Origin of the sequence: Candidatus Methylacidiphilum fumarolicum, from assembly GCF_949774925.1 — a bacterium.
Taxonomy (GTDB): Bacteria; Verrucomicrobiota; Verrucomicrobiia; order Methylacidiphilales; family Methylacidiphilaceae; genus Methylacidiphilum; species Methylacidiphilum fumarolicum.
In genome coordinates, this window is record NZ_OX458932.1 from 1,391,724 (window position 1) to 1,413,360 (window position 21,637).

At 42.6% G+C, this 21,637-nt stretch carries 20 protein-coding genes, 1 other RNA gene and 1 pseudogene; 9 read left to right on the forward strand and 13 right to left on the reverse strand.

Features of this window, described 5'->3' with window-relative positions; translation table 11 throughout:
• Positions 1 to 76: 76 nt before the first annotated feature.
• Both purF and purM read left to right on the forward strand, forming a co-directional pair.
• A complete protein-coding gene (purF, locus tag QOL44_RS06405; protein ID WP_009061384.1) occupies positions 77 to 1,531 on the forward strand; it encodes an amidophosphoribosyltransferase in 1,455 nt (484 codons plus the stop codon).
• An 8-nt stretch (positions 1,532 to 1,539) separates the two neighbouring features.
• Positions 1,540 to 2,553 (forward strand): phosphoribosylformylglycinamidine cyclo-ligase, encoded by a 1,014-nt coding sequence (purM, locus tag QOL44_RS06410; RefSeq protein WP_009061382.1) that lies wholly within the window; start codon positions 1,540 to 1,542, stop codon positions 2,551 to 2,553.
• A gap of 1,023 nt (positions 2,554 to 3,576) precedes the next feature.
• Here purM and QOL44_RS06415 read toward each other — a convergent pair.
• Positions 3,577 to 3,717 (reverse strand): hypothetical protein, encoded by a 141-nt coding sequence (locus QOL44_RS06415; RefSeq protein WP_009060753.1) that lies wholly within the window; start codon positions 3,715 to 3,717, stop codon positions 3,577 to 3,579.
• A gap of 28 nt (positions 3,718 to 3,745) precedes the next feature.
• Complete coding sequence (locus tag QOL44_RS06420) at positions 3,746 to 4,045, reverse strand: hypothetical protein (protein ID WP_045086609.1); 300 nt, start codon at positions 4,043 to 4,045, stop codon at positions 3,746 to 3,748.
• A 1,427-nt stretch (positions 4,046 to 5,472) separates the two neighbouring features.
• Between QOL44_RS06420 and QOL44_RS06425 the strand changes: the two genes are divergently transcribed.
• The 3 genes and pseudogenes from QOL44_RS06425 to QOL44_RS11290 all read left to right on the forward strand — a co-directional run.
• Positions 5,473 to 5,694 carry a hypothetical protein gene (locus QOL44_RS06425; RefSeq protein ID WP_283401164.1) on the forward strand — a complete coding sequence of 74 codons (222 nt, stop codon included), beginning with the start codon at positions 5,473 to 5,475 and terminating at the stop codon, positions 5,692 to 5,694.
• A 22-nt stretch (positions 5,695 to 5,716) separates the two neighbouring features.
• The gene (locus QOL44_RS06430) at positions 5,717 to 5,959 is read left to right on the forward strand and encodes a hypothetical protein (protein WP_153300101.1); all 243 of its coding nucleotides are present in this window, start codon (positions 5,717 to 5,719) and stop codon (positions 5,957 to 5,959) included.
• 119 nt (positions 5,960 to 6,078) lie between these two features.
• A pseudogene (locus QOL44_RS11290) lies at positions 6,079 to 6,315 on the forward strand (transposase); the annotation flags it as partial.
• 217 nt (positions 6,316 to 6,532) lie between these two features.
• Here QOL44_RS11290 and ssrA read toward each other — a convergent pair.
• The 3 genes from ssrA to QOL44_RS06445 form a co-directional block, all read right to left on the reverse strand.
• Positions 6,533 to 6,909: a transfer-messenger RNA gene (gene ssrA / locus QOL44_RS06435) on the reverse strand.
• 1,015 nt (positions 6,910 to 7,924) lie between these two features.
• On the reverse strand, positions 7,925 to 8,407 hold the full coding sequence (locus QOL44_RS06440) for a hypothetical protein (protein ID WP_258042221.1): 483 nt from the start codon (positions 8,405 to 8,407) through the stop codon (positions 7,925 to 7,927).
• A gap of 256 nt (positions 8,408 to 8,663) precedes the next feature.
• Positions 8,664 to 8,795, reverse strand: coding sequence for a hypothetical protein (locus tag QOL44_RS06445; RefSeq protein ID WP_258042220.1), 132 nt, complete (start codon positions 8,793 to 8,795; stop codon positions 8,664 to 8,666).
• A gap of 293 nt (positions 8,796 to 9,088) precedes the next feature.
• Between QOL44_RS06445 and QOL44_RS06450 the strand changes: the two genes are divergently transcribed.
• From QOL44_RS06450 to QOL44_RS06460, 3 genes are all read left to right on the forward strand, one after another.
• Positions 9,089 to 9,400 (forward strand): hypothetical protein, encoded by a 312-nt coding sequence (locus QOL44_RS06450; protein ID WP_045086604.1) that lies wholly within the window; start codon positions 9,089 to 9,091, stop codon positions 9,398 to 9,400.
• 68 nt (positions 9,401 to 9,468) lie between these two features.
• Entirely contained in the window at positions 9,469 to 9,624 is a 156-nt protein-coding gene (locus QOL44_RS06455; RefSeq protein WP_153300116.1) for a hypothetical protein, read from the forward strand.
• 312 nt (positions 9,625 to 9,936) lie between these two features.
• On the forward strand, positions 9,937 to 10,431 hold the full coding sequence (locus tag QOL44_RS06460) for a globin domain-containing protein (protein WP_134372463.1): 495 nt from the start codon (positions 9,937 to 9,939) through the stop codon (positions 10,429 to 10,431).
• 70 nt (positions 10,432 to 10,501) lie between these two features.
• On the opposite strand, the gene QOL44_RS06465 is transcribed toward QOL44_RS06460, so the two are convergent.
• Positions 10,502 to 11,098, reverse strand: coding sequence for an HNH endonuclease (locus tag QOL44_RS06465; RefSeq protein ID WP_045086888.1), 597 nt, complete (start codon positions 11,096 to 11,098; stop codon positions 10,502 to 10,504).
• A 273-nt stretch (positions 11,099 to 11,371) separates the two neighbouring features.
• Between QOL44_RS06465 and QOL44_RS06470 the strand changes: the two genes are divergently transcribed.
• Entirely contained in the window at positions 11,372 to 14,176 is a 2,805-nt protein-coding gene (locus QOL44_RS06470; RefSeq protein ID WP_009060907.1) for an MMPL family transporter, read from the forward strand.
• 23 nt (positions 14,177 to 14,199) lie between these two features.
• Here the strand turns inward: QOL44_RS06470 and QOL44_RS06475 are convergent, their stop codons facing one another.
• From QOL44_RS06475 to QOL44_RS06505, 7 genes are all read right to left on the reverse strand, one after another.
• Positions 14,200 to 14,847 carry a L,D-transpeptidase gene (locus QOL44_RS06475; protein ID WP_009060905.1) on the reverse strand — a complete coding sequence of 216 codons (648 nt, stop codon included), beginning with the start codon at positions 14,845 to 14,847 and terminating at the stop codon, positions 14,200 to 14,202.
• Positions 14,848 to 14,943: 96 nt separating this feature from the next.
• Positions 14,944 to 15,279 (reverse strand): DUF4870 domain-containing protein, encoded by a 336-nt coding sequence (locus QOL44_RS06480; protein WP_009060903.1) that lies wholly within the window; start codon positions 15,277 to 15,279, stop codon positions 14,944 to 14,946.
• A gap of 225 nt (positions 15,280 to 15,504) precedes the next feature.
• A complete protein-coding gene (locus QOL44_RS06485; RefSeq protein ID WP_009060900.1) occupies positions 15,505 to 16,191 on the reverse strand; it encodes a DNA-3-methyladenine glycosylase in 687 nt (228 codons plus the stop codon).
• Between the two features lie 68 nt (positions 16,192 to 16,259).
• Positions 16,260 to 16,499, reverse strand: coding sequence for a formate dehydrogenase subunit delta (locus tag QOL44_RS06490; protein WP_009060898.1), 240 nt, complete (start codon positions 16,497 to 16,499; stop codon positions 16,260 to 16,262).
• 50 nt (positions 16,500 to 16,549) lie between these two features.
• Complete coding sequence (gene fdhF / locus QOL44_RS06495) at positions 16,550 to 19,330, reverse strand: formate dehydrogenase subunit alpha (RefSeq protein ID WP_045086886.1); 2,781 nt, start codon at positions 19,328 to 19,330, stop codon at positions 16,550 to 16,552.
• Between the two features lie 169 nt (positions 19,331 to 19,499).
• A complete protein-coding gene (locus tag QOL44_RS06500; protein ID WP_009060894.1) occupies positions 19,500 to 21,068 on the reverse strand; it encodes a formate dehydrogenase beta subunit in 1,569 nt (522 codons plus the stop codon).
• A gap of 2 nt (positions 21,069 to 21,070) precedes the next feature.
• The gene (locus QOL44_RS06505) at positions 21,071 to 21,520 is read right to left on the reverse strand and encodes an NAD(P)H-dependent oxidoreductase subunit E (RefSeq protein ID WP_134372469.1); all 450 of its coding nucleotides are present in this window, start codon (positions 21,518 to 21,520) and stop codon (positions 21,071 to 21,073) included.
• Positions 21,521 to 21,637: the final 117 nt, after the last annotated feature.

Here is a 21,637-nt window from a genome sequence, read left to right on the forward strand (position 1 = left end):
CGCGTTTTAATTTGCTTGCATTAAAAAAAGAGATTTATAAAAACAGTAACCAACCTTCTGTTTAAATTTGAATATAGTGGCTGAAAACTCTCTTGGCAAAACGAAAAGCATGTATCCTAAAGAGGAATGCGGCGTTTTTGCTATTTATGGTCATGTCAATTCTGCGGAATTAACCTATTATGGGTTATATGCTCTGCAACACCGTGGCCAAGAAAGTGCAGGAATAGCTAGCTTTGATCCTTGTCAGACCCATTTTCAAGTTTGCCGGGGCATGGGACTTGTCTCTCAAGTTTTCGATAGTCATTCTTTAGCTTCTCTTCAAGGCACAATGGCCATCGGGCATGTCCGTTATTCCACAACAGGTTCCAGCACGCTTTTAAACGCTCAGCCCATCGTAGTTTCTTGTTCGAAAGGTGAACTTGCTTTAGCCCATAATGGCAATATTGTCAACGCAGTTTCGATTCGGCGAGAATTGGAAAACAAAGGTTCAATTTTTCAAACAACTTCCGATTCTGAAGTTATTCTACATCTTATGGCACAGCCGGCACAAGAAGACACTTTCAGTAGTTTTCTCAATGCATTACAAAGAGTCAAAGGAGCCTTTTCCTGTGTTCTTATGACCACAAAAGGCATATTCGCAGCAAGAGATCCTTTAGGGTTTCGCCCCCTATGCCTTGGAAAAATAGAGAACAGTTATGTTGTGTCTAGTGAAACTTGTGCATTCGATCTGATTCATGCCGAATACATGAGGGATATTGAGCCAGGAGAAGTGCTGTTTATTGGAGAAGAAGGGCTAAAATCCTATTTTATAAATGTACAAACAACCAAGAAAGCCTTTTGTATTTTTGAATATGTTTATTTTGCTCGTCCCGACAGCAATATTGCTGGCCTTAATGTAAGCAAAGCCAGAATTCAGATGGGCAAGGAATTGGCTAAGCTCTATCCGGTTGATGCCGATATTGTTGTTCCAGTGCCTGATTCGGGGAATTATGCAGCGCTTGGCTATGCAGAACAGTCTGGTATTCCTTATTATCCCGCTTTTGTACGGAACCATTATATTGGAAGAACCTTTATTCAACCCACACAGCTAATTCGGGATTTTAGTGTTCGAATAAAACTCAATCTCATTCAAGAAGCTATTAGGGGGAAAAGAGTAATTGTGGTAGACGATTCGATCGTCAGAGGTACGACAGCTCGAGCCAGAGTAGTTAACTTGAGAGAGGCTGGAGCCAAAGAAGTCCATATTAGAGTCAGCTGTCCCCCCCACCGCTATCCTTGTCATTATGGGATCGATTTTCCTAATCCAAAAAGTCTTTTAGCTAATCAACTGGCTATTGAAGATATCTGTAAGTATCTTGGAGCAGACTCTCTTGGATATCTCTCTCACGAAGCTCTCATCAAAGCATGCTTAGAGGCAAACACAGAGTTTTGTACAGCCTGCTTTACAGGCAGATACCCAGTAGATTTTGATCCCGATTTCGATAAAATGATTTTAGAAAGAAGGTCTTTCTTTGAACATGTTACTAAATAATAGTATTCATGAATCTTTATTCTCAAGCAGGTGTGGATCTCAAAGCAGCCCAAGCCTTTAAATCAACAATTCCAAAGTTAATAACCTCTACACAAAGAGCTGAAGTTATCGGGAGTTTTGGTGGTTTTGGGGGCCTTTTTTCTGCAGCTTTCCCAACTTTTCATCATCCAGTCCTTGTGTCAAGTATTGATGGGGTAGGGACGAAATTACTCATTGGCCAAATGGCCAATCGTTATGATGGTCTTGGTGAAGATCTTGTAAACCATTGTATTAATGATATCGCGACTCTCGGAGCTGAACCACTTTTTTTTCTTGATTACATAGGATGTGGAAAGCTGGAACCTTCGGTATTAATCAAAATACTAGAAGGAATGGAAAGAGCCTGTAGAAATGCAAACTGTGCCTTGTTAGGTGGAGAAACTGCTCAAATGCCTGGAATCTACAAAGAAAAAGATTTTGACTTAGTAGGTGCCATTGTGGGAGTCGTTGAAAAAGAGCGTATAATCAATGGAAAAATGATTTGTCCGGGAGATCTGATCATTGGTCTTCCCTCCTCCGGCTTACATACCAATGGGTATTCTTTAGTCAGAAAACTTCTTTTTGCTGAAAAGAATTATAATCTTTGGGATACTCCTCCTGGTTTTAGCCGGCCTCTTGTCGATGAACTATTAGAGGTGCATAAATCTTACCTTGAAGAGCTCAGGCTTTTAAAAAAGCTTATACCCATTAAAGGCATTGCTCATATCACTGGTGGTGGGTTTTTTGAAAATTTGCCTAGAATACTTCCCGATGGAGTTGATGCTATTATTTACGCAAACAGCTGGCCTATACCTCACATATTTTCTTTTTTAACAAGTCTTGGAGCTATGACCCTCGAAGAGCAGTACAGTATTTTTAATATGGGAATTGGGCTTTGTCTTATTATTAGCCCTGAATTCAAAGAGGTATGTCTGAGTAATGTTGGAGGTTTTTTAATCGGACGAATTGTTCCAGGAACAAGGAAGGTAGAATTGAAAATATAGTGGATTAGCTCTAAAGAGGTATGCATGCTTATTTTCTACCAATTCTCTAGCAATTTTTTGAAGCTCAACTAAATAAAATAGTGGAGATTGCAAAAAGGAGATGATGATTTAAAACTCTCAAAGGTTAGCTGCTGCAGTACAACAGAGTGTTATTTCCTGCCTTCTTATCCAAGCAAGCTTATATGTCTTTTTTTCAACCACTACTGTTCCTAAAAACGTACTCGGGACATGCATACGCCTGATCCAAGTTCGTTCTTTTCGCCTTGGTTTTGTGTCAGGATGCCCCATGATTACCAGGACCGTTTCGTTCTTGGTGGAGTGGGATAGAATTCGCATATCATCTTAACAATCAAAGAGAACACCTTTTCAGTGTCTGGAGTTGTCCGCCCTGGAACAGTCCCCCCTCCTCGGGATTCCCATCGGGTGGTGACCCGCTATTACGGGTAAGCCTCTCCAAAAGCAACGCATGCAGCCGGTTCTACGACGTCCACGAAAGAATCTCCCGATTTCCAATCTTTTCCTTGAGGTTGTATGTGCCAACTTGTCCGTATGACGAGTATGCTCGCCATGACGATACACAAACTTGTCCCCCCCTGTAGTTCTTCGGATGGATATACCCACACCGGGGATAAAGCTGAGAACTATAGGCTGGGTTCACCTTTTCTCGACGGGAACCTCCTGCAGGTGCCTGCAATTCGATTCGCTCTTGAAGCACGCAACTGCGCATTGGTAGGAGGCCCCTGGAAAGCTCTTTACTTGGAGCTTTTCCCATATCTAGGTAGATCCTCAAGAAACAAGTACCGAAGCTCTTCGTAATGTAAGAAGTGAGCTCTAGGCTTGTATTCATCCACCACTCTATTCCCGCCTGCCCCTTGCGCACACGAGGCCACCCGCTTTTTCTTTCCCTAGGTTGTGCTTACAGATGCGTCTTGGTTTACTCCCTAAACCCTCTCCCATATTTCTTTCCATGGTCCTCTGTGAAAACTCTAGAAAATCCAGCCTCTATCCTTACTGCTTCCCCCCCTATAATCGCTTCGGAATTTGTAGTGGCGCCCCATAGGGAATTGCCGCCTCCTTTTCCTTTAAAACAAGGCACATCATGCCCCAAATCTTTAAGTTAGCTAACAAAAGAGTGACCATCCTTTTGCCACCTTCAAGACTCATGAACGGGATACACTCTCTTGCCTTCTCTTCAAAAATCTGGTACCTCCATTCCTCGCATCCAATCGACTGACACAGCCTCACTCTTGGCAGCTTTCCGATTGCCCTTCCGCAAGTCCTTCCAAAAGCTCAAAAGGATGACAGCTTGCCGCTCTTTTGTCATGTGAAATTTAGAAGCAGGCAGCTCTCTTTTTCCTAACACAGAAACAAGCTGCTGCAGAGAGTGGAATATCCAGCAAGCAACCCGCTTTGCTTCTTCTGTCCATCTCTGATGGCGCCGGATCTTTGGGTTGATCATCGCAGAAGAGGCTAACCCGCACTTCTCGATCATTGCCTAGCAGTCTGCTGCTTTCAAGCCTCCAGCCATTCGTCCACCGTGTTGCTTTGAGTCAGGTAAAACCTTGCCAGAGCTTGCTGCTGATCCTTCAGATCCCTCTTTTGCCCGGCGCTGGAAACTCTTGTGTAGGTGTTTGTGCGGCGCTCTCGTCGCCTTTTGGTCAATCACACGCAGGTAGTCCTCATGGGGATAATAGCGCCAATTTGTCGTAGTCCGTTTGGCGGGCACCTCCCCTTCCCGCTGCCTTTCACTACCGCCTGTTGACGCTCCGACCGATCAGAGCTCCAAACTCCTTCGGCGCATAGTGATGTGTGCCATGCCTATTCATAACTAGATTGGCAGCGCAATAGCAATAACTATTCATTACTCTCTTTTTCTTTCCTGTAGCCTATCTGAAGATTCTCAAGATTCTCAAAAGTTCTTGCTTTTCTTGTCACTCTCTCTGAACTAGGTACTCCTCTCTGTGGATCGATGACCCCTTCTTACAATACCAACCAAAAATAGATTAGGTTCTTTTGAAACAGAGAATAAGAGAAGATAAATAAACTGCTCCATCCAACCCTGACGTCTCTGTGACTAGATTTTCGTGCTTCACGGCAGGCAGTTTCACCGGAGCCTGCTCGGCTCGCGGACTTCCAGCCTTCGAGCTTAGGTTTCATCCAGCCAGAGCTTCCTGCTCCACGCAAGGCTTGGTTCCCGTTTGTTCCTTTCTGTATACAACACTTTCAATTCCAGAAAGGCGAAGCCGTGGTCCTTCATCCATCTCGCCACGCCTCAATCGAGAGGCCTCAAGCGCCGAGTTCTCCCCCGATGGCATGAAGACCCGCAGATGCACTCATGCCACCGGTCGCTCAGGGTCTTTTTCACAATACTGCCGCACCAGTGGCATCTCTAACTTGGTTTCAACATCCTTGCTTGCGCTTCCAGCTATCCGATACTAGCCTCTTCCGCTGTGTCTCCGATCATCGCCCCGAAAGCTCCGAACGATACGTTCAACCTCTCTCGATTCTACCCAGCTTTTTCAAGTGCTCTCTGGCCGAAGCCGTCGTCCTTTTCGGCTTCAAGCGTCTCTGTGATGGACAGTACGCTGCGTCCCCCCACATCTTGGCGCTCTGCTTGTGCAGGAAATCCTTCCTGACGTTTGTCATCTCAGCGTTCATCCAGGCGAATAGCCCGTACTGCTTGTGCTGCCTCTTGGATACATGAAATCTCTTTCATTTCCCCTGCTTCCTAAAGCTTCTTGAACACCTTGCGTAAATGCCTCGGATTAGCACTCTCGGAAAAGACCGGCTCGCTTTTCTCCGGCTCCAACCTGGCGCTAGTTAGTAACCACTCTGTGCCCAGCTCGAAAGCCTTGGCGCCCACTTCATGCTTTCGGCAACGGCCGGCAGCACATCGTGACCAACGCACACTATTTGCCGATGAAAAGAAAGATCTTGCTTCCCCTGAGTTCTCCGGGAGTAGGGGCCTGCCCCGGATCGGGATTTCCCAGATGCCGGAGAGAGGAAGCCTTCGGTGAACACTTCGATCTCAGGCGAGCAGCTGCCAGTCGCCTACGTGCTGCTGGAAGCGGGGGAACCTGGGCTTTTCGTCTTGCTGGAAGGGATAGAAGAACGCCTAGAAGTCGAGATCCAGCCTCTTAGTATTACCTAGACAGATTGAGCATTGATCGAGGGGAGAAGCGCGCTGCAGGAGCGGAGTTCAGTGATAGAATCGGCACTACTCGGCAAAACCAATGCTTTGCTTTTCCTCCTTCCATGCTCGCCTGCGCTCTTCGAGCCTCAGGTTCCAGAGGAAGCAATGCTTCCAGCGATTCCGAAAAAGCTCATCCCGGACGGCCTTGAAAGGATAGAGCCGGTAGGTAAACTGGCACTCAACGGAGCCAAGAATAGAAAGACCAGCAGGTGAGACAATCTTTATGAGGTAATGCTGGGCAGTGAGCATTTAGTGAAATGACAGGTCCTGTATGTTGACACGTTCTGCCTCACTGCGTTGACGAGCTACCCTACCATTGAGTTCTTGTAACAAAATACCGCCATAAGGCGCTTATCCACCCAATGCTTGGCCGTGTGTGTGTTATTGCCAAAATGCACTGGGAGGGAAAGGGCGGACAATGGCTTGAGTTCAAGGGAGAATCGGATCCCCTTCAGTTGCTGCTTACTTTGCTATCAAATTTTGAACTTAGCCGCTTCGTGAAGAGTCTCAAGACAACTTCTTCCCGACTTCTTCGCAGAGAGTATACCACAACGATTGCCCGTTTCTAACGTAAGCCAGTTTTTTTGGAGCCGTTCCTTCTGCGTTATTAGATGCTCAAAAGCCCCATTAACCGTCCTCAAACAGGACATCGAACAGCAAGGGAGAATGGAATAGGACAGCCTACCCACCAGCCAAGCCAAGGGCTTTATCTGGAGCACTGACTGCCGGAGATGCAGAGAAGGGTTTTTGAAATAGACTTGTTTTCTTCTAAAGAATAATAACAAATGGTGGAGGCGGAGGGAGTCGAACCCTCGTCTTCTCGGGAACTTGAAAATTGTCCTACAAGTTTAGTGGTTTTTTTAATTAACCGTTATAGGATCAAGGAACCACGAACCCATTTTCCTACAACGTGAACCTTTTTAATCGCGTTGAATAACAGGTTCCAATTATTCAACGCTTTCCGGCTTATTGACACGCCCTTTTCCACTCCGCCGGAGAAAGTGGAAAAAGACGCTTGCTACTATGTATTAAGCAGCAAGAGCCAATTCTTCGTTGGCATTTATAATTTAAAGCAGGTTTTTTTACGAGGCCAACCTACTTTAAGCCCTCGACTTGCACAATTTCCAAGTTCGAACCGGAGAATCGATTACCGGTACGCCCCCCTTGTGTAGTAAATAATATATCAAAAGAGAGAAAAAAACCAATCAGATTTAATCAAAAATTTTTGATATACTATTTAAATTCTTTTCTACCAATTTGTTTTTTACTTTTCAAACTGAATATATGTTACCAATGCTAGTCTGGGTATCCGATACTGAAGCTTAAAATAACACCCAATGATCTTCATCAAGGTCGTTAGTTTTATTAAGCATTTTTCCTCATTACTGTTCCTAAAGACACACTCGGGACTTGCTTACGCCTGACCCAAGCCCGTTCTTTTCGTCTTGGTTTTGGACTGGGAGGCTCTGGGATTCTAAGACCGTTTCGTTCTCCGGGGAAGCGGAATAGAATTAGCAGGTCATCTTAACAATCAAAGATGACACCTCCCCAGTGCCTAGAGCCATCCACCTCGGGACAGTCCCCCTCCTCGGGATTCCAATGGAGCGGTTTCCCGCTCTTACGAGTAAACCTCACAGGAAGGATCGCATGCAGCCGGCTCTGCAGCATCCACAGGCATATCTCCCGGTCTCCGATCTTTCCTCTGCGGTTGTATGCGCCAACCCTGTCCCTATAGCTCACATGCCCATCATGCCGGCATACAAACTTCTCCCTCCCTGCAGTTCTTTGGATGGACCTACACCCACACTGGGGACAGAACCAGAGAGTTATAGGCTGGATTAACCTGCTCTCAAGGAGAAACTCCCGCAAGCGCCAGAAAATTGATTCGCTCTTGAAGCGCCTAGCTTGCGCATTTGTATACTACGCCTAGTAAGTTCTTTGCTTGGCACTTTCCCATATATAGGTAGATCCTCAAAGACACAATGACCGCAAGACTTCGTAGCTTGAAAAGTTTTCGCAAGTTTGTGTTTATCCACCCCTCTATTCCTGTTTGTACCTTGTGTAAACGACCCCATTGCTTTCTCTTCTCCAGGTTGTGCTTGCAGCTGCGTCTTGCTTTACTCCCCAAACCCTCTCCCCTATTTCTTTCCGTGGTCCTCTGTCAAAACTTCAGAAAGTCTAGCCTCTATCCCGACCGCTTTTCCTTCTAACCGCTTCGGAACTTTTCGTGGCGCTGCGTAGGGAATGACCGCCTCCTTTTCCTTTCATTCTCCGAATCTTCAGATTGCCTGCTAGTAGAATGACAATCCCTTTATCTCGTTCAAGACTCACGAGCGCGACATACTGCCCACCCTTCTCTTCAAAAGTCCGATACATTTCTTCATCATACAGAATAGATCTAGCTTCCCTCACTCTTAGCAGCCTGCCGATTACCTTTTGTAAGTCCTTTCGTAACCTGAAAAGGATGGCTTCTTGCCTCTCTTTTGTGAGGTGAAATGTAGAAGCGGGCGGCTTTCTTTTTCCTAACACACAAGCGATCCGCTGCGGAGAATTTAATACCCAGAAAGCCCATCGCTTTTCTTCTTCTGTCCATTTTTCTTTCTTATAGATTTTTGACCCAATCCTTACCATCAAAGCTACAACCATTTTTGATTGTTTCATAGGCATCCTGGAGGGCTACCTTCCACATTCTTGCTGACTACCCGCTTAGGCTTTTACATCCAGATGATGTTATCCGATCACGCTCTTTGCGTTCGTGAGAAGCTTTCCGCGAAATGGTCCAAGTCAGAATAATAGACAAGAAACCGCTCCTTCTCGGCTGCGTAGCGTAGGCCAAGGTCCTCTAGCATCTGGCGCTTTTTCTATTTTAGCAGCAGGCCCTCCATCTGAATCGTTCGACGCATCGTCTTATCCTGCCTTATCGGCTTTCACCGTGACCTCTTGTCTTTTCTTTTGCGCAACCCGTAAAGAGGGCTTGGGAAAGCAGGGAAGGATCGAAAGGAGCTCCTTGGTCATCTTTCCCTGCAAAGAGAGGGATTTGCCCGTTCATGACGGGGATTTTGATTCCATGAGACTAGCACAACTTCTTGGGGCCATCCGAAACCGAACCGGGCCAGCCGGCCCGTGCGAGCCACCATGACCATCGAAGGGCTCACCCTGTACCACCCCTCCATCAGAGGTGAGGAAATTCTTTCTCTTGTAGTTTAGTCCGCTGCTTGCAATCCCCCAGCCGTTTACCCCCCCTCTTGCTTTGGGTCAGGAAAAACCTTTTTAGCGCTTCCCACTGATTTTGCAGATCCCCCCCTTCTGCCCGGGGATGGAAACTTTTGTGTAGGCGCTTGTTTGACGCTCTCATCGCCTTTTGATCAATCCTCCACAGATAGTCCTCGTGGGGGTAGTATCGCCGGTTTATCGGAGCCCGTTTGGGGAGGTAGCACCCCTTCCCGCCGCCTTGCCCTGCTGCATGCTGAGGCTCTGACCGATCAGCACGCCAAACTTCTTGAGCGAATAGATGTTCGCTATGCCTATTTATTGCTAGACTGGCATCGCAATAGCAATAACTATTCTTTACTCTTTACATTTGGAAATTTAAATGGTTCTTTCGATGGCAAGGTGAAAAGTTTTCCTTCTGATTCTCTTCTAGTTTTTGGTTAGAGAGCTCACAATGCTGTTTTTTTGCAATTTCATTTTCCATTTTTTACTTATGGAGATAAGTTAAAAACATGGTTGGTAATCCCAAATGGCCTCCACAGGGAGACGACAATGATAAAAACATCATACGACAACTTCTTTATCTATTCGCTCTTTTCTTCTTTCTTGCTTTGCTAAGAGTAGTAATGGGTATGATGATCGGTTTACGGTTTTGGATCGGCGGATGAAAAGAGAATATAAAGATGTATCTCTAACCTAAAGGGAAAAAACTTTCCCTTTTTCCTTTAGGATTGAGTAAAGAAGTCAAGAATAATGACTAAAATTAGTCAGAAAATCTCCCTATCCTTATTCTTAAAAGTCACCAAAACAGAATTATCCGAAAACTGATCGAGAAAAAGCTTTTATAAAATACATTTTGTTTTTAATATATGACATCAAAATGAAATTCTATGTCTATTACTCGTTCCGAAAGTCAAACGAAGAGCTTTGATGAAGATCCATCGAAGGCGTGTTGTTGCAATAAAAGAGCTGGCGCTAAAATGGATAAAATTCATGTATGTGCAGAGCGCGTAGATTTTATATTTCCAGAGGTCATCTTTCCTTCCGAAAGAGTGTTTAAAGTCGCTGGGGAAGAGCTTCTTAGAAAACTAGTTCTTAAGCATCATGAAAATTTGATAAAAAGCCAAATTTTCTATCTTTTTCCAACCGATAAAGCTGAAATGGAAAAATTGGTGAGACGTTCGGCTGATTTTGTGGTAGAGATGTGTGGGGGACCCTCATATTATACTGCGTCTAGGGGAGAGCCGAGGATGCGCTCCCGCCATTTTTCAGTAACCATAGACGAAAAAGCAAGAGAAGTATGGCTTGCTTGCTATAAGTACGCTCTCAAAGAAGTTAATTTTCCTTTCTCAGTTCTTGAAGAATTCTGGCAATGGATCGAATCTTTTTCTATTCGAATAATCAATAGAAGAACCACTCTTGAACCTCCTCGTCGCATTCCCTTTGCAGAGATTAAAAATTTCTTTATTTCCTAATTGTTTTTAATTAAAGGATCTGACTTTAAATACATTGATAGAAATGGATTAATTTTATTAATCTATTTCATTATTCAGTAATATTGACTTCCCAACTGTTGATATCCAAAAACTTTTCCCAAGATTCATCGATAGGAAACTTTCCGGCAATAAAAAGCGGACGCCATTTAGGCTTTTTCGGCTTCTTAAGTAATTTCATTCCAGCTTCTTGAGGTGTTCTATTCCCTTTTTTGCTATTGCATCGAATACAGGAACAAACCACATTCTCCCAAGTTGTTTTTCCGCCCCGCTCTCTAGGTATCACATGGTCTAAATTTAGATAAGAGGGGTCAAATTTTCCCCCGCAATACTGACAAAGATACCCATCTCTTTCAAAGACATTATGCCTAGTAAATTTAACTTCCTTCCTTGGGACTTTTTCAAAAAGGAGCAGTAAAATAACTTTTGGTACTCTGATTTTAAAAGAAACTGTGTGAACTACATCGCTCCCATGGTATGCTTGAGAATGTTCTTTCCATTCAAAAAAATCCAAGGTATAAAAATCATCTTTGTTTTTATGCACTACGTAAGCATGTCCACAATAAAGAAGATTAAAAGCCCTCCGGGCCGTGCACCAATTAACGGCTTGCCACAGCCTGTTAAGAATAAGAACACTGGAATTCAAAATGTCCCTTGAACTTTGTTGCAACAATCCAATGTGTAATTTGTGAATGTGTTGGTGTCAAGAATCCTTTTTGTTCATTAAAAGAAGAATTATTCCAAAAATGTCCCCCTATTTTTTCTACTTGCCTATGATTTCCAAAAACAATAAATATTATAATAACTTTGATAAAAAAATATTAATCTTTTTAATGATCCTACAAAAGCTATTCTTGAATCCTATTTTTTTGGAGTGTAAAAAATGATCCAATAATGTAAATGCTTGTTTCATTACCTCTCAATGAAAAAAAACTTAGAAAATTTTCTGGCATGGCTTTTGCACAAAACCTGCCTGCATTGCCGAATAGTTATTCTACTATTTCTTGGCCTGACAGGATTATCCATATGGATTCTTTCTACGCAATTTAAAGTCATCAACGACACCAATGCCTTGATTCGAAAAGATTCTCCCATTCATAAATATTATTTGGAATATCGGAAGGAATTTGGCGTTGCTGAAGATTATGTCGTAGTGATCCATGGAGATGATCCCGAGGAAAATAAAAAAGCTGCTCTTGAAGTTGGGAAAAAGCTTAGAGAACTTGCTCCTTTGGTGCAAAATGTAAGAGATAGACTCGATCTATCAAAACTAGAAACCCATCTTTTGCTTTATCTTTCCATTGATGATCTTAAAAAAATCGATTCCGAAATTGACGGCTACGTCAAAGCTCTTAAAGAACAACCTGAAATAAAGCTCGATCTGAACACTGTTTTGAACCAGGCAAATGAAAAATTCCAAGAATCTTATCTACGAAAACACGAAAACTGGAAAGAATTTATTCCTTTTATAGACCGGTTTATTTCAATTTTGAACCAGCTAGCTGATCAGCTCGAGCAAAAGCCAAACTATCAAGTAAAAGTACAGAAATCTTCTCTCCAGCTTCAGGATAAAGACATGTCTAATCTAAAAGTTGAAGACATTCGATCTATTCTAGAAGATCATGAATTTCTTTCTTTCGAAGATGGCAAACTGGTCCTTGTAACTGCTTCTCCAGGCAAAGGTGCAAGCGATGGGCAAAAAAGGACTGAAACGATAAAAAAAATCCGACAAATTATTGCTGATATTGGAATGGAATACCCTTCTCTATCGATCGGTCTGACTGGAGAGCCGGTACTTGAAGATGATCAGCTACAGGAAAGTTCGAAAGATAGCCTAAATTCAGCTCTTCTAGCTTTCAGTCTTGTTAGTTTCCTTTTTTTTATCAGCTATCGTGAAATCCTTCGCCCCGCTATCGGTTTGATTGTGCTGGCAATGGCTTTGTGCTGGTCTCTGGCTTTTCCTATGGTAACCATTGGCCATCTGAACATTATTTCTGAAGCTTTTGTAGCTATGGTAATAGGGATGGGGATCGATTTTAGCATTCAGTTTATGAGTAGATATGAAGAAGAAATTTCTGGAGGGAAAACCATCCTAGAGGCTCTTAAAACAACTTCGAAACACACGGGAGCAGCGATCTTTACAGGCGGATGTACGACAGCCATTGCTTTCTTCACTATGTGTTTTAACGATTTTATTGGATTACAGGAATTCGGGATAGTTGCGGGATTTGGTATTCTCTTTTGCCTTTTAAGCAGCCTAACTCTACTACCAGCCATGTATTTCTGGATCGACTCTAAAATAGGGCTAAACAGAATCCGGCAGTCTACGATTAAAACCACCTGGACTACGCCCCAATGGTTTAACACCGTTTTGTTTTTTTCTCCAAGAGGCACTTTGACACTAGCGTCACTGGCTACTGTTTTCTTTGCGTTTATGATTCCAAAAGTGGGATTTGACTACAATCTTTTGAACCTTCAAAATCAAAATCTTGATTGTGTTCAACGAGAACTAGAGCTACTTAACTCCCCTTCTCGTGGGATGATTTCAGCCTTATCCGTCGCCAATAACGAAGAAGAAGCCAAAAAAAGAGCCAAGGCTTTTGAGGCTTTACCTTCTGTTGCCGAAGTCCGTACGTTGACAACTATTTTTCCTGAGCAACAGGAAGAAAAACTTCAAATTATTAGAAATATTGTCGATAAACTTAAGGATGTTCCTTTAGACTCCTCGAAAAAAGAAGTTAACGCTGATAGACTGAAAAAGGATATCGACGATCTTCTCCAAAAGTCTGAAGAAGGCTATAAAACAGCACAAAAATTTGTCGCGATTGCCCCACAGGCAAAAGAAGCGGTGGATATTTTTTCAAAACTTATCCCTGCGCTAAGCCGTATTCAAAAACAAATGAATAAGCTTCCAAAAACTGAATTAAATAAGCGGCTTAGTAGAGCCCAATTTGAAATCTTTGGTACCATGGAAAGTGGACTGCTTTGGTTAAGATCACAAGACACTTCTAGAGGAGTGACCAAAGATGACCTTCCGAAGGAGGTTCTGGAACGATTCCTTTCTCCTCACGGGAAAATTCTCATCGAAATTATTCCTAAAGAAAATGTATGGGAAAGGAAAGCAGATGTGCAATTTGTTAACGATATTCGAAAAGTTGATCCAAAAGTTACTGGGACTCCCGTTCAAAATTATGAGTATATAGAGCTTTTAAGAAAAAGTTATACGGAAGCTGCTCAATGGGCATTCGTAGCTATCGTTATCCTTATTGTCTTGAGGTTTCAAAATCTCCTCTATTCTATTCTAGCTCTTTTTCCCCTCGTTTTGGCAGCTATATGGACATTGGGATGGATGGGCTTTTTTAGCATTCCCTTTAATCCCGCTAACATTATTACTTTACCTCTGGCTATTGGAGCAGGCGTTGCTTATGGTATCTATACAGTTGACAGGTATAGTGAAGATGGGAATGCCCAACTTTTTTCTACAAGTACTGGCAAAGCTATTCTCGTTTCCGGTCTCACAGCTGTCATCGGGTTTGCTTCTCTACTCATAAGCTCTTATCAAGGACTGTATAGTTTAGGCTTGGTTATGACGATAGCTATTAGCTTTTGCTTAATCACAAGCTTAATTATCCTGCCACAAGTGTTTTATTTGATGAGTAACAAGAAAAAAAAAGATAATGAGCTGACGATTGATCTTCCTGCCGAAGAAACTCTTGCGAATAAATAACTTTTTTGAACATTAAGAATTTCCTAATAAGGACTAAATGCTTTTTCTGATACCAAAAGAAAGGGAGGCGGATCAGGCTTTCTATAACTTTTGGGCTGTTTGAGCTTTCTTCCTATCCTTTTATCCTCTGCCTGCGTCCTAGCAATCACTATAGGAGTCCCGATGTCAACTAGCTGGTAAAACTTTTCAGCTTCTTTCCATTCAAGCCGAATGCAGCCATGACTTCTTGGAACAGGCCATACATAACCTTGATGAATATAATAACCTGGTAAAAATTCTACGGCATAGGGCATCGGATAACCAACATATCTCCATCCGGCTCCAGGTCTCCCTGAAATATCTGATGGAATATATTTTCCATCTTTAACCCAAAATCCGTAACTGGACGATCTTTTCCTTTGTTGCTTATCAAGTACTTTGAAATGGCCTGTTGGAGTCGTATCTCCCTTTCCTGTGCATACATGAGTAGCAAGAACGATTTTTTCACCCTTCACAATATAAAGTGCTTGATTATTCAAAGAAATTTTTACGACTATTTTACCAGGATGCCCTTTTTGAACATTTTCTTCTTTGCCAAAAATATCCAAAAAGTCATCTAAAGAAATGGCTTTTATAGGACTAGAGAAATAAGGAAAGAATAGAGAAGAAAAGAGAATCAAAAATCGCATCATATCGAAAAACACAAGAACAGGAATAAAATATCGTATGCTACTGGATAAGTTCTAACATCAAGAACTTTTTGGCAAAAGAAAAAACAAGCCTTCTATTCAAGAAACCAATCTAAAAATATAGGGATAATTATAAGTTTTTCCTCTGGATACAGCGATTGAGGCTGCAATCATCGTCCAAATTACAAAGATCCCTAAAAAAAATATAAGAAGATAACCGATCAACACAGAAAAGAGGAACAGACAAATCAAAAAATAAACTGTAAAACTGATCTGCGCATTCAAGGCTTCTCTAGCCTGCATTTTAACGAAAGGATCTTTGGCGAGCAAAAAAATGATAAGTGGCACTAAAATTTGTCCAATCGCAAAAAAATATCCAATCAGAGGAGCTAAGTGCGCCAAAAGGGCAAGGTTTTTGCTTTCCGATGAAATCATCTCTATAAACAAATGGGCGAATTGCCCTTTTTTCAAACATTTTTTCTGAGAGATCAGCCTGTTTGTAAGCAGTTATTATCTGTCTATAGGATCGATTCAGCTTAATAAAAAGTATATAACTGACTGGCTCAAATGGCCACTTTTGGGTAGGCTTCCATTCTTTTCCTTTTTATTTGGTTATCCATAAACCAAGTCAGCGGCTTCATCCCCTCGTTTTCAATAGCTTCATGAGAATGGTTTATAATGTGTGGTAGGACCAAAAGCCGTTTTCTCTTTGTCCTTGTTGTGGGGACTGGAAGAGGCATCCATCAGAGTAGGCATAATTCGATTTATAGCTTTTTTCCAAACAAAACGCAAAGGTTTCTTTGCCCACTCTTCTGCGTAATCGACACCAATTCTAGGAGTTCTCTCAATTTCCGAATCTGGAACTTCAAGCCCGGATTCTTCCACCCAAATGCGCTCTCCAATCAAAGAAATCCCATTGTCAGCCAAAGTAATCCCCATAGTTTTGGTGACTTTTCCAGGGCCATCTGCCCACTGATGTTCAGGAATACCTTTTCTTCTTGATTTAACCAACTCCTTTCCTTCTGTAATAATTACCCCACGGATCAATACAGCCATGGGAATTCCCTCCGGTCCCAAAACAAAATTCAAAAGATGGTGCATGCCATAGCAAAAATAGACATAAGTAATGCCTCCTTGCTGAAAGATTATTTTATTTCTTGGAGTTAACCGATTCCCATAGCCATGACAAGCTTTGTCCTCGGCTCCACCGTACGCCTCGGTCTCAATAATAATTCCAGCAATAATCCCTTTCGGATCTCTAACCGTCAATTTTTTCCCTAGGAAAAAAAGGGCCCCTTGTACTGGATCATCAATCAGATATGCAGCTAAGCCAATTTTCTTTCCCATTATGGCTTTTATTTAAATCGAGAGATCACAGAAATCCATTGCGAAGAAAAAAGCAAAGAAATTTTGACCTAGCTACTACTTTTTAGTTTTTCAACGGCTAGTCTTACAAGGGGAGCCAGTTTTTCTCCCTCAGTCTTCTCAACATAGCCAATAATCCTTTGTCGCATGGAAGGAGACCAAAATTTCCGGAGATGATTAGCAATCCCCTCTACAGCTTCTTCAGTAGTAGGATAATTTTTAAAAAATTCACCTATCTGGTTAGCCATAAAAATGAGATCCTCATGCCCCTCTTTCATAACTATGTTCATTGAAACGAAGATGTGATAGAAATTTTACAAATGGTGTAATGCCCTCCTTCTTAACAGGCAACGGTTTTTTCTTTTGCTTCTTTAGCAAGAGCGCTTACTTGCACAGCAGTAACCTTATATTCCGGACAGTTTGTTGCCCAATCTGAAATTTCAGTAGTGACAATATTTGCACGACTTTCAGGAAAATGGAAAGTCGCATATACAGTGCCCGGTTGCACTCTTTCGGTTATTTTACACCTAAAAGTTCCACTGCCCTTTCTACTGGTCACTTCTACCAACTCTCCATCTTTGATTCCCCTTTCTTCAGCATCTGATGGATGAATTTCTAAGATATCTTCTTTAAACCAGATAACGTTTTGCGTCCGCCTTGTCTGGGTACCCACATTGTAATGATGTAAAATTCTGCCTGTTGTGAGGATAAGAGGGAAACGCCTGGATGGCTTTTCTGGCGTTGGAACATAACCAGTAATATGGAACTGTCCTAAGCCTCTAAAGAATTTCTCCTTATGCATTACTGGAGTTCCTTCAGTTGCCTGTTCATTACATGGCCATTGAATGCTTCCCAATTTATCAAGTTTCTCATAGCTTACCCCTCGGAAGGTTGGAGTAAGTCTCGCAATTTCATCCATGATTTCTGAGGGATGATTATAATGCATGGGATAACCCATTGCTTGAGCGATTTCCTGAATCACTTCCCATTCTTGTTTTCCGCAGCGCGGAGGCATGACTTGCCTGACTCTTTGAATCCTTCTTTCCGCATTGGTAAAAGTTCCATCTTTTTCCAAAAAGGAACATCCAGGCAAAAACACATGGCAGTACTTCGACATTTCATTGAGGAAAATGTCATGAAGGACCACTAGTTCCATTGATTTTAGGGCTTGGATAACGTGATTGCTGTCAGGATCCGATTGAGTAAGATCCTCCCCATGCACATAGATGCCCTTAAAATTCCCATACACAGCTTCCGTTAGCATATTAGTAATCCTTAATCCCGGCTCTGGATCTAAGGGTACATTCCATGCTCCTTCGAAAAGCATCCTCGTTTCAAAATCAGATACATGCCTATAGCCTGAAAATTCATGAGGGAAAGAACCCATGTCACAGGAGCCTTGCACATTGTTTTGACCCCGCAGAGGATTAACTCCTGCTCCCTCTTTACCTACATTTCCAGTAAGCATAGCCAGATTCGCTATAGCTAGCACAGCAGTTGTCCCTTGGGAATGTTCAGTTACGCCAAGTCCATAATAGATGGCTGCGTTACCACCGGTAGCATACAGTCTTGCAGCAGCTCGAATGGTTTCGGCAGGAACTCCTGTTATTTCCTGTACTGCTTCCGGTGCATTCTCAGGCTTTCGAACAAATTGCATCCATTTTTCAAAGGAGACCTTATCACATTTCTCTTCAATAAATTTCCTATCTTCGAGCCCCTCCTCAAGGATCGTATAGGCGATAGCATTCAGCAAAGCTACGTTAGTCCCAGGCTTTAATTGAAGATGATAATCGGCTCGAATGTGGGGTGTTTTGACAAGATCGATTTTTCTTGGATCGGCTACAATCAGACGTGCACCTTGGCGAAGTCGACGTTTCATCTGGGAACCAAAAACAGGATGCCCATCCGTAGGATTGGCACCGATAACAAAAATAACATCAGAAAACTGAATAGAATCAAAGGGATTCGTTCCTGCTGAGGTTCCAAAGGCTGCCTTCAATCCATAACCTGTAGGAGAATGGCAGACCCGAGCACAAGTATCGATATTGTTATTGTGAAAGACTGCTCGAACCAGCTTTTGTACAAGATAGTCCTCTTCATTAGTACACCGAGAAGAACTCACAGCCCCAATCGAATTTCTGCCATATTTATCAGTTATTCTCTTAAATTCCGAAGCTACATAAGCAATAGCTTCTTCCCAGCTCACTTCTTTCCAAGGGTCTTCGATTTTTTTCCGGAGCATAGGCTTTAATGGCCTTTCAGGACTCAACGCATAAGTCCAGGCAAACCTACCTTTAACACAAGAATGCCCATGATTAGCATGACCATTTTTATAGGGCACCATTCGAATGACTTCATTGCCTTGGGTTTGAGCTTCGAAAGAACAACCAACTCCACAATAGGCACAGGTTGTAATCGTTGATTTTAGGGGGAGACCCTTTTCTATGACTGTATCTTCGATCAAGGCCGCTGTTGGACAGGCCATAACGCAGGCTCCGCAAGAAACGCATTCTGAGCTCAGAAACTCATGGGTAGGACCTGGAGTGATAACAGAATCAAATCCTCTATGACGCGCAGTAAGAGCCAGAGTTCCTTGAATTTCATCGCAAGCACGAACGCATCGAAAACAGACAATGCATTTGGAGGGATCAAATGTGAAATAAGGATTTGTTTTATCTTTAGGACTTGTTAGATGATTTTTTCCTGAAAAACCATAACGGACATCTCTCAATCCAACAGCACCTGCCATGTCTTGAAGCTCACAGTCGCCATCCACAGGGCACATCAAACAATCCAAGGGATGATCCGAAATATACAATTCCATAACGTTGCGACGGAGCTTGGCAAGTTTTTCAGAAAATGTTTTGACCTTCATGCCCTGTTCTACAAGGGTCGTACAGGAGGCTGGATACCCTCTTTTGCCTTCTATTTCCACAAGACAAAGCCTACAAGATCCAAAAGGTTCAAGGCTTTCTGTAGCACAAAGCTTGGGAATCATAATTCCATGCAATGCCGCAGCCCTTAAAAGGGATGTCCCCTCAGGAACGCTGACTTCTATCCCATCAATGGTTAGAGTTACAGCTTTTGGTTGAATCTCGGATTCGTGGACAAACCGAGCCATTTTATTTTGAGTAGCACCATTCTTATGGCCGTTTCTATATTTAATCCACTCTATAGGGCTTCCAGGCGTTCCAAGATCTATTCGTTTGTCGGTTAACATGGCTTCGTCCTCCTTTTTCTGATTTTCTAGCGGTGTAATTTTTTGAATCTGTCCTCTTTTTTCTTTCACATTAAAGAGCGCCCGCAAAGGCACAAATTTCTTCTTTACTATAGCCAAAATCCTCTGGAAAATGTCTCAACGCACTCAAAACGGGGAAGGGAGTCATTCCTCCCAAGCCGCATAATGAAGCATGAAGCATCGTATCACACAGATCGAAAAGCAGCTCTAGCTCTTTTCGAGATCCTTTCCCCATTAAAATTTTTTCCATTAACTCCATGCCCCTGGTCGAACCAATCCTGCAAGGCGTGCATTTTCCACAAGATTCCTCAGCACAAAATTCCATGGCATAATGAGCCATATGCGCCAAGTTTGTTTGATCATCAAACACAATGATTCCCCCATGACCTACAATCCCTTTGACTTTGCTTAATTCCTCGTAATCTAGAGGAATATCCAAAAGATGTTCGGGAAGATAAGGACCCAAGGGACCTCCAATTTGAATGGCTTTGAGTGGCCTACCGCTACGCGTGCCTCCTCCAAAACCATAAACCAGATCCCGAAGAGATATGCCAAAGGGTACTTCTACAAGTCCCGGATACTTGAGATTTCCAGAGAGTTGAACCGGCAAAGTACCTTTGGATCGGTTGACTCCATAGGCTGCGTAGGCCTCTCCTCCATGAGACAAAATCCATGGAACAGAAGCTAGAGTAATCACATTGTTGATTACGGTGGGTTTTCCCCACAATCCTTTAAGGGCTGGTAAAGGCGGTCTTGGCCTTACCATTCCTCTTTTGCCTTCAAGGCTCTCAAGAAGAGCTGTTTCCTCTCCACAGACATAGGCTCCTGCTCCAAGAAAAACCTCTAAATCAAAAGAAAAGGAGGAACCAAAGAGTGGACTGCCCAATATTCCCTGCGATCTACAAACCGCAATGGCTTTGTTGAGTACTTCGTGAGCAAGCGGATACTCAGACCGAAGATAGATATATCCTTTATCAGCTCCTACAGCAAACCCAGCAATCGCCATTCCTTCAATGAGCAAGAATGGATCGCCTTCCATAACCATTCTATCAGAAAAGGTTCCTGAATCCCCTTCATCCGCATTGCAGACGATGTATTTCTGGGAAGCGATAGCCCCCTTTGTTGTTTTCCATTTGATGCCAGTTGGGAAGGCTGCCCCACCACGGCCTCTTAACCCAGATTTTGTAATTTGATCAATGACTTTGTCTGGACCCAATTCAATCGCTTTTTTTAATCCCTGAAATCCCCCACAAGCCATGTAAGAATCTAATGATAAAGGATCGTTCTTTCCGATTCGTTCAAAAATCAATCTTGTCTGTTTTTTCAAGTAAGGATGCTCTTGAAGATTTCCTAAACAAAGAGGATGGTCTGAACCCTCCAGGAAACCTGAATCAAATAATGAGCCAATCGCCTCTTCAGTCACTGGCCCATAGGCGATCCTTCTGCCTCCTTCTAGTTCGACTTCTATAACCGGCTCCAACCAATAAAGTCCATAAGAACCCGTACGGACTATCCGGATGGGGATATTCCTTAAGAAAGCTTCTTTTTCTACTGCAAAAGCCACCTCGTCTGCACCTACAGCGATGGCTGAATAATCTTTTGCTATATAAAGGGTGTGCATAACTAGGGTAAGGAGTGGATTAGGTTTTCAATTTTTCGAGCATCAACTCTTCCGTAGAGCTTTCCATTGAGAGCCACCGAAGGACCATTAGCGCAATTGCCAAAACAAAAAGTAGGTAGTAATGTCACTTTGCCATCAGCGGTCGTCCCACCAAAATCAATTTTCAACGTTTCTTTTGCTTTTTCTATCACTCTATGACAGCCATTGGCTTGACAGGCTTCAGCTCGACAAATCTTTATGATGTTTTTTCCTGGAGGCTTAGTTCGAAAGTCAGCATAAAAAGTAAGAACACCATACACTTCAGCTTGAGAAAGATTGAAAGAAGAAGCAATCTGAGGTAGAAATTCTTTAGGAATATACCCAATTTCTTCTTGTACTTTATGATAGAAGGGAATAAGCCCATTGGGTTTCGTAGAATAGAAAGCTAAGCTGTCCAGTAGTTTTTGGTTCATTGTTCTCATCGATCCGTTCTCTAATTGAATTTCTTTCTTCGTTTCCTAAATTTGATTATCATAATTTTTTTTAATAACACTTCAGTCCTGTCATTATTAACAACATAACAAAATAAA